The organism is Arthrobacter woluwensis, assembly GCF_900105345.1.
Lineage (GTDB): Bacteria > Actinomycetota > Actinomycetes > Actinomycetales > Micrococcaceae > Arthrobacter_E > Arthrobacter_E woluwensis.
In genome coordinates, this window is sequence record NZ_FNSN01000003.1 from 384,670 (window position 1) to 397,321 (window position 12,652).

The 12,652-nt window shown below is 64.3% G+C and carries 11 protein-coding genes; 8 read left to right on the forward strand and 3 right to left on the reverse strand.

The window, feature by feature from the left end; all coding sequences use genetic code 11:
* Positions 1–9: 9 nt before the first annotated feature.
* The 3 genes from gnd to dnaA all read right to left on the reverse strand — a co-directional run bounded on the left by gnd (position 10) and on the right by dnaA (position 4,062).
* On the reverse strand, positions 10–918 hold the full coding sequence (gene gnd / locus BLV63_RS02370) for a phosphogluconate dehydrogenase (NAD(+)-dependent, decarboxylating) (RefSeq protein WP_496559492.1): 909 nt from the start codon (positions 916–918) through the stop codon (positions 10–12).
* A 25-nt stretch (positions 919–943) separates the two neighbouring features.
* Entirely contained in the window at positions 944–2,068 is a 1,125-nt protein-coding gene (gene dnaN / locus BLV63_RS02375; RefSeq protein WP_066213569.1) for a DNA polymerase III subunit beta, read from the reverse strand.
* Positions 2,069–2,631: 563 nt separating this feature from the next.
* On the reverse strand, positions 2,632–4,062 hold the full coding sequence (dnaA, locus tag BLV63_RS02380) for a chromosomal replication initiator protein DnaA (RefSeq protein WP_066213572.1): 1,431 nt from the start codon (positions 4,060–4,062) through the stop codon (positions 2,632–2,634).
* A gap of 463 nt (positions 4,063–4,525) precedes the next feature.
* On the opposite strand from dnaA, the gene rpmH reads away from it, so the two are divergent.
* The 8 genes from rpmH to BLV63_RS02420 all read left to right on the forward strand — a co-directional run bounded on the left by rpmH (position 4,526) and on the right by BLV63_RS02420 (position 10,339).
* Positions 4,526–4,663 carry a 50S ribosomal protein L34 gene (rpmH, locus tag BLV63_RS02385; protein WP_003800212.1) on the forward strand — a complete coding sequence of 46 codons (138 nt, stop codon included), beginning with the start codon at positions 4,526–4,528 and terminating at the stop codon, positions 4,661–4,663.
* Between the two features lie 37 nt (positions 4,664–4,700).
* Positions 4,701–5,099 (forward strand): ribonuclease P protein component, encoded by a 399-nt coding sequence (gene rnpA, locus BLV63_RS02390; protein ID WP_074783944.1) that lies wholly within the window; start codon positions 4,701–4,703, stop codon positions 5,097–5,099.
* A complete protein-coding gene (yidD, locus tag BLV63_RS02395) occupies positions 5,096–5,485 on the forward strand; it encodes a membrane protein insertion efficiency factor YidD (RefSeq protein ID WP_066213575.1) in 390 nt (129 codons plus the stop codon). Before rnpA ends, yidD begins: the two co-directional genes overlap by 4 nt.
* Positions 5,486–5,499: 14 nt before the next feature.
* Positions 5,500–6,462 carry a membrane protein insertase YidC gene (gene yidC / locus BLV63_RS02400; protein ID WP_066213578.1) on the forward strand — a complete coding sequence of 321 codons (963 nt, stop codon included), beginning with the start codon at positions 5,500–5,502 and terminating at the stop codon, positions 6,460–6,462.
* Entirely contained in the window at positions 6,459–6,980 is a 522-nt protein-coding gene (locus tag BLV63_RS02405; protein ID WP_066213580.1) for a Jag family protein, read from the forward strand. The genes yidC and BLV63_RS02405 overlap by 4 nt, the downstream gene beginning before the upstream one ends.
* 97 nt (positions 6,981–7,077) lie before the next feature.
* A complete protein-coding gene (gene rsmG / locus BLV63_RS02410) occupies positions 7,078–7,782 on the forward strand; it encodes a 16S rRNA (guanine(527)-N(7))-methyltransferase RsmG (RefSeq protein ID WP_082724113.1) in 705 nt (234 codons plus the stop codon).
* 319 nt (positions 7,783–8,101) lie between these two features.
* A complete protein-coding gene (locus tag BLV63_RS02415) occupies positions 8,102–8,989 on the forward strand; it encodes a ParA family protein (protein WP_139244723.1) in 888 nt (295 codons plus the stop codon).
* 75 nt (positions 8,990–9,064) lie between these two features.
* The gene (locus BLV63_RS02420) at positions 9,065–10,339 is read left to right on the forward strand and encodes a ParB/RepB/Spo0J family partition protein (protein WP_066213582.1); all 1,275 of its coding nucleotides are present in this window, start codon (positions 9,065–9,067) and stop codon (positions 10,337–10,339) included.
* Positions 10,340–12,652: the final 2,313 nt, after the last annotated feature.

The following is a 12,652-nucleotide window of genomic DNA, read 5'->3' on the forward strand; positions in this document are numbered from 1 at the left end:
GCCAGGAGACTACTGCGCAGCGTCGGTGCCGGCCTGCTTGACGGCGTGGCCCCCGAACTGGTTGCGGAGGGCGGCCACCATCTTCATGGCGGGCGAGTCCTCCTGGCGGGAGACGAAACGGGCGAACAGCGCCGCGGTGATGGCGGGGGCGGGCACCGCGTTGGCGATCGCCTCTTCCACGGTCCAGCGGCCTTCACCGGAGTCATCGGCCCAGCCGGCGATCTTGTCGAGGCCCGGGTCCTCTTCCAGCGCGTTGACCGCCAGGTCGAGCAGCCACGAGCGCACGACGGTGCCCTTCTGCCAGGCACGGAAGGTTCCGGTCACGTCTTTGATGATGTCCTTGGCGGCGAGCAGTTCGTAGCCTTCGGCGTAGGCCTGCATGAGGCCGTACTCGATGCCGTTGTGCACCATCTTGGCGTAGTGACCAGCGCCGACGTCGCCGACGTGGACGAAGCTGTCCTCACGGGGACCCTCCGGGCGGAGCGCGTCGAACACCGGCATGGCCGATTCGACGTCTTCGGCGCTGCCGCCCACCATGAGGCCGTAGCCGTTCTGCAGACCCCAGACACCGCCGGACACACCGCAGTCGGCGAAGCGGATGCCCTTCTCGGCGAGGAGTGCGGCGTGCTTCTGGTCTTCGGTGAAGCGGGAGTTGCCGCCGTCGATCACGAGGTCACCGGGGGAGAGCTTTTCGGAGAGTTCGCGGATCAGCGCGTCGGTGATCTCACCGGCGGGAACCATGACCCAGACGACGCGCGGGGTGGGCAGCGCACTGATGAGCTCGTCCACGCTCGCGACGTCGGTCTTCTCCGGGTTGCGGTCGAATCCGGTGACGGTCACGCCGCCATCGCGGAGACGTTGCCGCATGTTGAAGCCCATCTTGCCGAGCCCGATCAAACCAATGTGCATGGCGTCCACTTCTTTCCTTAGCTGGTTTCGCACGTCAGTTCGGCAGGCGGACGGGCATCACCAGGTAGCGGTAGTCGTCCGAGTCCTCGCCCTCGAGCTCCGCCTGAGCCGTCAGCATGGCCGGCTTCGGAGCGGAGGTGAAGGAGAACCTGACGAACCGGGTCTCGATGACGCTCAGACCCTCGATCAGGTAACCGGGGTTGAACGCGACCGTGATGTCCTCGCCTTCCAAACGCGCTTCCAGCTCTTCGGAGGCCTGGGCGTCTTCGCCCGTGCCGGCATCGAGGTGGACTTGTCCATCAGTGAAAGCCAGACGCACCGGGGTGTTCCGCTCAGCGACGAGCGAGACACGGCGGACGGCCTCCACGAGTTCGGAGGTGTTGACCACGGCGTGGATGGCCGTGGTCTCAGGGAAGAGCGAACGGATCTTGGGGTAATCGCCGTCCACCAGCAGGGAGGTGGTGGCGCGTCCGGCGCTTTCGAAGGCGATCAGCCGGGAGTCGTCCTGAGTGATCGCGAGCTTCAGTTCGCCGCTGCCGCCGAGGGTCTTGGCAACTTCGTTGAGGGTCTTCGCCTTGACCAGCGCGGACATGGACTGCCCGGGAGTGGTGGGCGCCCAGGGGAGTTCCTTCATGGCCAGGCGATAGCGGTCGGTGGCGAGGAACGTGATGAGGTCGTCCTCGAACTCCAGCCGCACACCGGTGAGGATCGGCAGGGTGTCGTCCTTGCTCGCGGCGATGATCACTTGGCTGACGGCCTGCGAGAATGCCGCTCCGTCGACCATGCCGTTGCTGTCGGGCAGCGCGGGGAGAGCGGGGTATTCGTTCTCCGGCATGGTCGCGAGGTGGAACGAGCTGCGGCGGCAGGTGAGCGTGACCTTCGACCCGTCGGTCTCGATGTCGACCGGCGCGGAGGGAAGGCTGCGGCAGATGTCGGCGAGCAGACGGCCGGACACGAGGATCGTGCCTTCGTCACGGATCTCAGCAGGGATCTCCAGACGTGCCGACGTCTCGTAATCGAAGCTCGAGAGGCTGACCGTCCCGTGTTCCGCTTTGAGGAGGAGACCAGAGAGAACCGGTACCGGTGGCCGGGGAGAAAGTGAGCGTGCTGCCCAGCTCACTGCCTCGGCGAGAACGTCCCGTTCGACTCTGAACTTCACGGAAGGGTGCCGCCTTTCAAGTACGGGAGCTCGTTGCGCCCAGCTTAGTCGGATTCAGCTTGCAAGAATACCCGGCCCCGGAGCCAAGTGGTGCACGGGTGGCCGAGCTCACGGGATCCGGGCGGATCCGGCGATGCCGGGTTCACCTTGGGATCCAGGCGTCCGGCGTCTCGTCTGACGGGTTCCCGGGGACCGGTCGTCGAGGGTGTTCCGGTCCCGGGGGCCGGAGGCCTCGGGATTTTGTGGGACGGGTGCCAGGGCGGAGGGAAGTTGTTATCTCACGATTTTCAGATCTTTTGGGATTCGTAGTGTTAATAACTGCTGTGGATTCTGTGGATAACCGGATCCAGCCGCGTCCTTCCGCGGAAGGGCCCTGTTGACTCGCTGTGGGCGTTAATGCCGACAACCGCAGCGTGCCTGTGGGCAGCGCTCAAGCGCCATTTCGGGGATCCACAGCGTCCCTGGAGGTTTTAAGACCATCGCGCGGGCTTCTCCACTTAACTGTCCCCAGGTTTATCCACAGGTGTAGTTAAGTTAATAAGGAGTGGGTTCCGCAGAGGCCCTCAGGCTTCGCGCTGCTGCTGCTTGATCTTGTTGGTCAGCTCGGTGACCTGATTGAAGATCTGACGGCGTTCGCTCATGAGTTCGCGGATCTTCCGATCGGCGTGCATCACCGTGGTGTGGTCCCGTCCGCCGATCTCCTGGCCGATCTTCGGCAGTGACATGTCCGTGAGCTCGCGGCAGAGGTACATGGCGATCTGACGGGCGGTCACGAGCGTACGGGTACGGGACTTGCTGCACAGCTCGTCGAGCGAGAGCTTGAAGTAGTCCGCCGTGGCGTCGAGGATCTGGGACGCCGTGATCTCCTGAGCGCCTTCATCGGTGATGAGATCCTTGAGGACCATCTCGGCCAGGGCCACATCCACGGGCTGGCGGTTCAGGCTGGCGAACGCGGTGACGCGGATGAGAGCGCCTTCGAGTTCACGGATGTTGCTGGAGATGCGGGAAGCGATGTACTCGAGCGCTTCATCCGGCGCGGAGAGCCCTTCGCTGAGAGCCTTCTTGCGGAGGATGGCGATACGGGTCTCCAGTTCCGGGGGCTGGATGTCCGTGAGGAGGCCCCACTCGAACCGCGACTTCAGGCGGTCCTCGAAACCGTCGAGCGCCTTGGGCGGCTGATCGCTGGTGATGACCACCTGCTTGTTGTTCTGGTGCAGGGCGTTGAACGTGTGGAAGAACTCCTCCATCGTGGCGTCTTTGCCGGCCAGGAACTGGATGTCGTCGATCAGCAGGACGTCCACGTTCCGGTACATCTGCTTGAAGCTGGTGCCCTCGTCGTCGCGGATCGAGTTGATGAAGTCGTTCGTGAATTCCTCGGAGTTCACGTAGCGGACGCGGATCCCGCTGTAGAGGCGACGGGCGTAGTGGCCGATCGCGTGCAGCAGGTGGGTCTTGCCCAGTCCGGAGTCACCGTAGATGAAGAGCGGGTTGTAGGCCTTGGCCGGCGCCTCGGCGACCGCCACCGCGGCAGCGTGCGCGAAGCGGTTCGACTGCCCGATCACGAAGGTGTCGAAGAGATACTTGGGGTTGAGCCGCCCGAACTCCTGGGAATTGCTCGGCGGAGTGGGCTGGGCCCGGACCTCGCTGGCCGGCGTCTCGATGTCCAGTTCTTCGGGGATCACGACGGCGGCGGGCACGGCGGGCGCGACGGGAGAGAGATTGGCGTCCACGTCGATCGCGCAGCGGATCTCATCGGAGAACACCTCGCGCAGGGCGGCGTCGAGGGAATCCTTCACCTGGTTGATCAGGACGTCACGGGTCATCTCGTTGGGGACGGCCACCAGGAGGGTGGAACCGACCAGGCCCTGAGCCTGGGCGAGGGAGACGAAAGCGCGCTGACGTGGGGAGACCTGCGGATCCCGCTCCAGAAGATGGACCACCTGGCGCCAGGGACCACCGACCGTGTCTGCGTGATTGCTCTCGTCCATGCGCACCGTGACTTTCTGACTCTGGGGTTCCCGTACGTCGTGCCGCGCTGTACCGTCGTGATGGACCGCACTTTTCCACAGTGTTATGCACAATCGGTGGAAAACGGCTACTGAGACACTGTAGACGATCGAAAATCCAGAAGATAGCCAGCCTCCGGCCTGTGGATAATTACATGGATGTGGTTCCGCGGAATGGCCGGGAACCGCGCTCGTCCACAGTTTCCACAGCTTCTTGTCCACTCCCCTGTGGATGGGTGTGGGTATGCTCTAGATTTGACGCCCTGCTCCCGCCTGCCCTAACGTTGACTAGTCCCCTATGTCCTCATGGGGGGTCCACGCCCACACTTCAGGGCCGAACATGGCAGCCAGCCGTTCCGTTCGTCCCGTGGGTGAGTACAAACTTTGCGTCAGCCTTTGCTTCCCCGCGATCCAGGTAGACGCGTCCCGTCAAACAACTGGAGCAACCACCGTGAGCAAGCGGACTTTTCAGCCGAACAACCGCCGTCGTGCCAAGAAGCACGGCTTCCGTCTTCGTATGCGTACCCGTGCAGGCCGCGCCATCCTGGCTGCCCGCCGTGGCAAGGGCCGCACTGAGCTCTCGGCGTAAAGCCGACTAGTCGACCCGAGCCAGGCCTGGCGACAGAGTGCTTCCCGCACAGAACCGCCTGCGGCTTCCTGCCGACTTCTCCACCACACTTCGTTCCGGTGTCCGTGTAGGGCGCCGGAACTTAGTTCTATCTGCATGCCTTTCGTCGCCGGACGCGCCGGGCCGTTTCGGCTTCATCGTGTCGAAGGCGGTCGGGAACGCTGTGGTCCGCAACCTCGTTAAGCGGAGGTTGAGGGAGATCGGTGCCCGACTGCTGCAGGAACACCCCGCTGGAATCGATGTGGTGGTGCGTTCCCTGCCGGCGGCGGCACAGGCGGACTGGGAGGAACTCGTGGCGGACATGGATCAGGCATTCGCCGTGGCACAGCGCCGTCTTGCCGCGCGCACGCGCGAGCGGTCCGGGGCGGACTCCGCCACCGGCGAGGCTCGAGCGTGAACGTGGCGTTCGCCGTCGCGCGCGGTGTCATCGATCTGCCGAGAAACATCCTGATCGGCGCGCTCAAGCTGTACCGCCTGGCGGTCTCACCGCTCTACGGGCAGGTGTGCCGGTACTTCCCCAGCTGTTCCGCCTATGCGCTGGAAGCGGTCACCGTCCATGGTGCGGTCAAGGGAAGCTGGCTTGCGGGCCGGCGCCTGCTGCACTGCCACCCGTGGAGCGACGGCGGCCTGGATCCGGTGCCGGAGGGTGGCCGTTCGTGGCCGGCGGACCGGGTGCCGCGGATCGTCATGCTGAACCACCCGCACGACTACCTGCCGCAGGACACCGGGCCCGGCTCGGCCGCAGCCAAGACCACTGAAGAAGAGCGCCGCTCCGCGGCCTGATTGAGGGACACATCATGGACATCTTTGGGGCGATACTGGCGCCTTTCAAATGGCTGGTCAGCATTGTCATGCTGGGCTTCCACGAAGCCTTCACGTTCCTGGGCCTGCCCAGTGAATCCGGCTGGACCTGGACCCTGTCCATCATCGGCCTGGTGGTCGTGATCCGTGCGGCCCTGATCCCGGTGTTCGTGAAGCAGATCCGCGCCCAGCGCGGCATGCAGCTCCTGCAGCCGGACCTGAAGAAGCTCCAGGAGAAGTACAAGGGCAAGACGGACCAGCTCTCCCGCCAGGCGATGGCGCAGGAGCAGATGGCCCTCTACAAGAAGCACGGCACCAACCCGTTCTCGGCCTGTCTTCCCATGCTGATCCAGATGCCGTTCTTCTTCTCCCTCTTCCAGGTGCTGTCCGGCATCTCGCAGGCCAAGGAGAAGGGGGAGGGCATCAGCGCCCTGAGCCACGAGAACGTCATCGAGTTCGACAAGTCCTCCATCTTCGGCGCTCCGCTCTCTTCGGCACTGCTCCACGGAGGCGGAGTGTCCGTCTGGATCCTGTCGATCATCATGATCCTGGCGATGACCGCTTCGCAGTTCATCACCCAGAAGCAGATCATGGCCAAGAACATGTCCGAGGAAGCTCTGGCCAGCCCGTTCATGCGCCAGCAGAAGATGCTTCTCTACATCCTGCCGGTCGTCTTCGGCGTGGGTGGCATCAACTTCCCCATCGGTGTCCTGATCTACTGGACCGTCTCCAACCTGTGGACCATGGGCCAGCAGTTCTACGTCATCCGCCGCATGCCGACCCCCGGTTCCCAGGCGGCCCGCGAGCTCAACGAGCGCCGCAAGGCCAAGGGCCTCGCTCCGATCGACGTCACCACGGGTAAGAAGGTCGCCCCGGAGGACATCCCGGCCGAGCCGGAGAAGCCCAAGGGACAGCGTTACCAGCCGAGCCGCAAGAACAACCGGAAGAAGAAGAAGTGAGTGTAGAGACGCCCGCCGAGGAGACCGCCGTGACCGAGGCTCCGGAGAACGTGAACCGTCTTGACGAGGAAGGCGACGTCGCCGCGGATTACCTCGAAGAGCTTCTGGACATCGCCGACATCGATGGGGACATCGACATCGAGGTCCGCAACGGCCGCACCTACATCTCCATCGAGGCCGACGGCGAGGACCACGGGCTGGACAGCCTCGTGGGCCAGGACGGTGAAGTGCTGGAGGCCCTGCAGGAGCTCGCCCGCCTGGCCGTCCTGTCCGCTACGGAGAACCGTTCGCGCCTCGTGCTGGACATCAACGGTTACCGCCGTGGCCGCACCGTGGAGCTCTCCAAGATCGCCCAGGACGCCGTGGATCGCGTCAAGAGCGACGGCGGCCGCGTCGCCCTCGCGCCGATGAGCGCCTACGAGCGCAAGATCGTGCATGACGCGGTGGCCGAACTCGGATTCGTGAGCGAATCCGAGGGTGAAGGCCCCCGACGGCACATCGTGGTCAGCGCAGACTGACTTTCCACCCGCCCGGCCCTCAGGACCGGGCGGGTCGCTTTTTTCCACAGGAGATCACGGGCCGCACGGCCCTCGAACCAGATCAGGAGAGGAACGGATGTCCCCCATCCAGGACGAGTCGGCACAGGACCTTGAGAACGCCCTTGAGGTGTCCGCAGCCGACGCCACGTTGACCGACGGAGAGCGGGAGGCTGCGCAGCGCATCTTCGGCGACCGTCTGCCGCTCGCCGAGCGCTATGTGGAACACCTGGCGACGTCGGGCATCGAACGCGGTCTCCTCGGCCCTCGCGAAGTCCCGCGTCTGTGGAGCCGCCATGTCCTCAACTGCGCGGTCATCGAATCCTGCATCGCCGAGCATGCCGTGGTCGCGGACGTCGGATCCGGCGCCGGCCTTCCCGGTCTCTGTCTCGCCATCGCACGGCCTGATCTGAAACTCACGCTGATCGAACCGCTGGAACGCCGCTGCATCTGGCTGCAGGAGGTCATTGACGATCTCGGGCTGGACAACGTGGTGGTGTGGCGCGGCCGGGCCGAGGCCGCCGTGGGACTCGAGGATTTCACCGTGGTGACCGCCCGGGCGGTGAGTGCGCTGGACAAGCTGGCACGCCTGACGCTGCCCCTCCTGGAAGGCCGTGGAGAACTCGTGGCGATCAAGGGCCGGAGCGCTCAGGATGAGATCGACAAGGCCCAGAAAGTGCTCAAGAAGCTGGGCGCCGTGAAGACGGACATCGTGGTGTGCGGCGAGGACCTCCTCGAGGAGTCCACGACGGTGGTCCGGGTGAAGGTCGGCAAGCAGAACTGACGGCTGCGCACGCCCTCGGGGATGCCTTCCTTCAGGGTGGGCGGGGCGCGCGCTCTGTGAAGGCCGCCCGTCGGCCGGAGGGCCGAGCGGTTAGGCTAGAAGTCGGTCGGAGAGATGTCCAGGAGAAAGAGTGTGTCCCGTGAGTGAACGCGAGAGTACCGTGCACCGGATCCCGCCCTTCGTTCAGCTGGGTTCCGCACGTTCCACGGAGGTCCGCAGCGTACCGACTCGACCCGCGCCTAAGAAACCTGATTCGGTTGATAATGCATCGAAAGAAGGCGTTTCACGTGAAACGCCTGGCAAGAAGGCGAGTACTGTGATCGATTCGATTGACGAGTCAAGCCCCATCGCGCGGCAACTGGCGAGTGAGACGCGACGGCGGGAGAAGCTTGCGGGCCGCGTACTGCCCAAGCCGAAAGCCACTCGCGTCTTCACGGTGTCGAACCAGAAGGGCGGCGTCGGCAAGACGACGACGACGGTGAACATCGCGGCCGCTCTGGCGTCCGCGGGACTGAATGTCCTCGTCATCGACATCGATCCTCAGGGCAACGCGTCGACGGCTCTCGGCATCGAACACCATGCTGAGGTCGACTCCATCTACGACGTCCTCATCAACGACCTCCCCCTCGCCGACGTCGTGGCCGATTGCCCGGACATCGATCGTCTGCAGTGTGCGCCGGCCACGATTCACCTCGCAGGCGCGGAGATCGAGCTCGTCTCTCTCGTCGCCCGTGAGCAGCGGCTTCGCCGCGCGATCGACGTGTATGCCAAGCACCGTGAGCAGCAGGGTCTGGAGCGGCTCGATTTCATCTTCATCGACTGCCCGCCCAGCCTGGGGCTCCTGACCGTCAACGCTTTCTGCGCTGCGCAGGAGGTCCTCATTCCGATCCAGTGCGAGTACTACGCTCTGGAGGGTCTGAGCCAGCTGTTGAAGAACATCGAGATGATCCAGAAGCACCTCAACGGTGATCTGCGGGTCTCGACGATTCTGCTGACGATGTATGACGGACGGACCAACCTCGCGGCCCAGGTAGCAGCCGAAGTCCGGGAGCACTTCCCCCAGGAGGTCCTCTCAGCTGTCATTCCTCGCTCGGTGAGAATCTCGGAAGCCCCGAGCTACCAGCAGACGGTGCTGACGTATGATCCGAACTCAAGCGGAGCGCTCTCCTATCTGGAAGCAGCTGCTGAGATCGCCGAGCGCAGCTGATGCGTGAAGCAGAACGACCAGAGAAAAAACCCCTGCGATTGATTTCGCGCCATCGGAAGGAGGGAGGAATCCCACATGAGTGAAAAGCGACGTGGCCTGGGCCGTGGTCTGGGTGCCCTGATCCCCAATGCTGCCGATGCGGGCAGTGCAGCGCCCACCACCCGACCGGTGGATCTGTTCTTCCCCGCTCCCCAGCGGACCCGCGAAGAGGATGGTGCGAAGAAGGCTGTGGAAACCAGCCCGGCGTCGCAGAAGGTGGCTGCTCCCACTGAGAAGCCGCAGAAGGCCGCTCAGCGGCCCACCAAGGTGGCCGACAGTTCCGAGGCCGTCGAGGACTCCGGGAAGGCCGCGGCCGCCAAGGAGAGCGCCGTGAAGAGGGCACCCGCCCGCTCGGCGAAGGATCCAGAGGCAAAGGCTGCTCCTGCGTCCGAGAAGCCGACGCGCACGCGTCGTCCGAAGGCTTCGGAAGCGTCCACCCCTGACACCGCAGCGTCGGCCGCCGCCCCTGTCACAGACGACGCCGGCGCGCAGGACGGGCTGGTTCCGGTGCCCGGTGCTCAGTTCGCTGAGATCCCGGTGGGCGACATCTCCCCCAACCCTCGTCAGCCCCGCCAGGAGTTCGACGAGCAGGACATGGCGGAACTCGTTCATTCCGTGCGCGAGATCGGTGTTCTGCAGCCGATCGTGGTCCGCCGGAAGCCCGAGGGAACCGGTTTCGAGCTGGTCATGGGCGAGCGGCGTTGGCGTGCGACGCAGGAAGCCGGCCTGGAGACCGTCCCCGCGATCATCCGTGAGACCACCGATGACGACCTCCTGCGTGACGCTCTGCTGGAGAACCTCCACCGCAGCCAGCTGAATCCCATCGAAGAAGCGGCCGCGTACCAGCAGCTTCTGGAGGACTTCGGCGCCACCCACGAAGAGCTCGCCGACCGGATCGGCCGGTCGCGTCCTCAGGTGTCGAACACCATTCGCCTGTTGAAGCTTCCTCCCCTGGTCCAGCGACGCGTGGCCGCCGGAGTGCTGTCAGCAGGGCACGCGCGTGCGCTGCTGGGTCTGCCGGACGCTCCGGCCATGGAACGCCTGGCACAGCGCATCGTCGCCGAGGGTCTCTCGGTGCGAGCGACGGAAGAGGCCGTGGTGCTGTTCCAGGATCCCGGAGATCCCAAGAAGCCCGCGGCCCCGCGGAATACCGCACGGCACGAGCGGCTGGATTACCTGGCCACTTCGCTCGCGGATCGCCTTGATACGAACGTCAAGATCACTCTTGGCGCCCGAAAGGGACGTGTCAGCATTGAGTTTGCCAGCGTCGATGATCTCAATCGAATCATGGATGTCATCAACCCGTCCTAGCGTCGTGCCTCCGGAGGGGGCCTGTGTTTCACGTGAAACACAGGCCCCCTTTGGTGTCTCCGGGATGAGTTCCGGGGTGCTGTCATGCCCTCGACCCAGCCGACGTGAGTTCTCGGATCGGTCTGAAGGGCGTGCGGTACCTGAATTCTGCGATGGCTGACGACGGAGAGCTCCCTGTGCTTCGTGGCGGGACTGCGCGGCTTGCTGCTTTAGGGGAGCTGTCCGTCGACTGTTCCCGACCGGGCGAATCCATCGGCGGTCGGATCTGTTGTGCTAGGGGTGCTTCCCGCCGTCGAGAGGCGCGCTCCCCGCCGTCGAGAGGCGCGCTCCCCCGGCACACGGGTTGCGTTGCCCATTGGTTCCGCCGACTCAATCCCGAGGCCGATATGTTTCACGTGAAACGCTGATGGGACTCGTGAATGCCGGTTGCCTGGCCCATGGCCCGTCGTCCAGGGCACATCTGATCACCTCAGTTTCTGCGCAGGATCCGAGGAATGCCGATGAAATTCGAACCAACTTCAACCGACTCGGCTCGGCTTCGGGGATGTCCCCGTGCGGGCATGAATACCCATCAGCCTCGCCCGATATGACATACCCGCATTCGGCTCCTATTGCCGTCATCGCCTGGTTGGTTGCCCAGGCGATCCCTGTGGGGCAGTCACATACACCCAATTTGGGGAGCCCGCCGAACATTTGCCGTGGGTGATCCGTGAGCTGCGATCGGAAGGCCGGTGCCAGAATTCCGGGCCGGTCTCGCTCCACTGCATTCTCGGGGATGCTGTTTCACGTGAAACATCAGCAGCTCCTGGAGCATTTCGCCCGCCCTTGCGCGACACAGCACTATCCACACGTGCAGCGGCGAAGTTGGCGCCGAATGTGGGGCGTTGTGGTGCCGCACAGACTTGTGAGACGTGGTCGTCCACTCTGATGTGACTCCGCAGGTGGTCCGACTCAGCACGACGACCTTGAGGAACACCCTCTGAACCGGCTCTTCGAGACAGCCGACAGTGCTTCACCCCTGCTCGGAACTTTTCCATCGGGATTCAGATGGTAGATTGAAATTAACTTCAGCAGGGTACCAGGCCATGCCTACGGCTCATCGTTCGTGGTCAGTTGTTGCTGGGTGCGCCGGCGAGCTTCTCTTCCGGCGGGCAGCAGATAGGGCCACCAATCGCGACGCAGCAAGCTTCGATTAGTGCTCTGACCGCCTCTGCTCTCTTGGTACTTGCCATCATGGTCGTCCCGTACGACGCGCTTCTCCCAACCGAGGGTCATCAGTCACGGACTGCTCCCCTGCGGCGTGACGGGTTGTTAGACAACCCAGGATCGACCGCTTGTGCGATGTAGGTGGTGCGCTGGCAGGGTCACGGTAGCGCATGAGCGGCTCGTCATCGCTGGTCCAGACCGCAGTGACGCCGGGAGGAACCAGACGGGAGGCGGGAAGGCGCGACTCCGAGCGTCTGAATCGCCGTCGCGCTCCTCGGTCGTATTCGCCACGGCCCAGTCCTGACCGCGTGACCCGTTGGAGGCTCTGTGGGTCGTTCGCGCGAGGGACGCCGGGTCTCAGGGGGCTCCACAGCGAGAGACCCGAGGAGGGCGTCTCATGGGCCCTCTAGGGCGGCGTCAGGTCCCCTGGTTGGTCTTCACATCATCACATGCCGCGGTCGTGGGGCTCTCCGTGGGATTCTCGGTGCGGAGGAGCAATGGCGACCTCATCGAACTCGTGTGGAGTCGGCCAGGGCTCCTGTTGGTGTTTCACGTGAAACGTCCTTTGAACTTGTAGCTCCCTGCGCTTCCAAGTTTTGCGGAGCTCGGACTATTCCGTCTTGCCGGTGTGAACCAGGGCGGATATCTGCGCCCGGGCGGCCGTGACTCCATTGTTCCGGCAACGTGGTGGTGGCTGGTCGTCATCACCGGATCGATCTGCGTAGCTGAGGATGTTTCACCTAGCTCGGCGGACGGCTGTGCTGGAGTGTGCCGGAAGAGGCTGTTGGTGAGGTCGCGCCACCATCGCGATGGCTGTGGAAGGTACTGCGGCTGCACACGCTCGCTGAGCATGGCGCACAGCACCTGTCGATAGCAGTCCGCCGTTGAGCTCGAGTTCGGCAAGATGGGCCGCGAGAGGCCGCTCTGTAGGCCACCGTCCCCTCCTGAGAGGTCCGCCTGCACGCTGTGGACAGACTCTGTGGATAACTCTGTGGACAGCAGAGGGGTGATATGCGCACTGGACCGGCCCTGATGATTCCCGGCTTTCGTCACTGTGGATGGATCTGCCGGTGCGCCCGTTCCGCAGCGACGATGCGTGGCCTCCTT

What these genes read in the sequence shown, in the direction of transcription:
- yidC (WP_066213578.1), top strand. Translation starts at nt 5,500, where the DNA reads ATGGACATCTTTGGGGCGATACTGGCGCCTTTCAAATGGCTGGTCAGC.
- rsmG (WP_082724113.1), top strand. Translation starts at nt 7,078, where the DNA reads ATGTCCCCCATCCAGGACGAGTCGGCACAGGACCTTGAGAACGCCCTT.
- BLV63_RS02420 (WP_066213582.1), top strand. Translation starts at nt 9,065, where the DNA reads ATGAGTGAAAAGCGACGTGGCCTGGGCCGTGGTCTGGGTGCCCTGATC.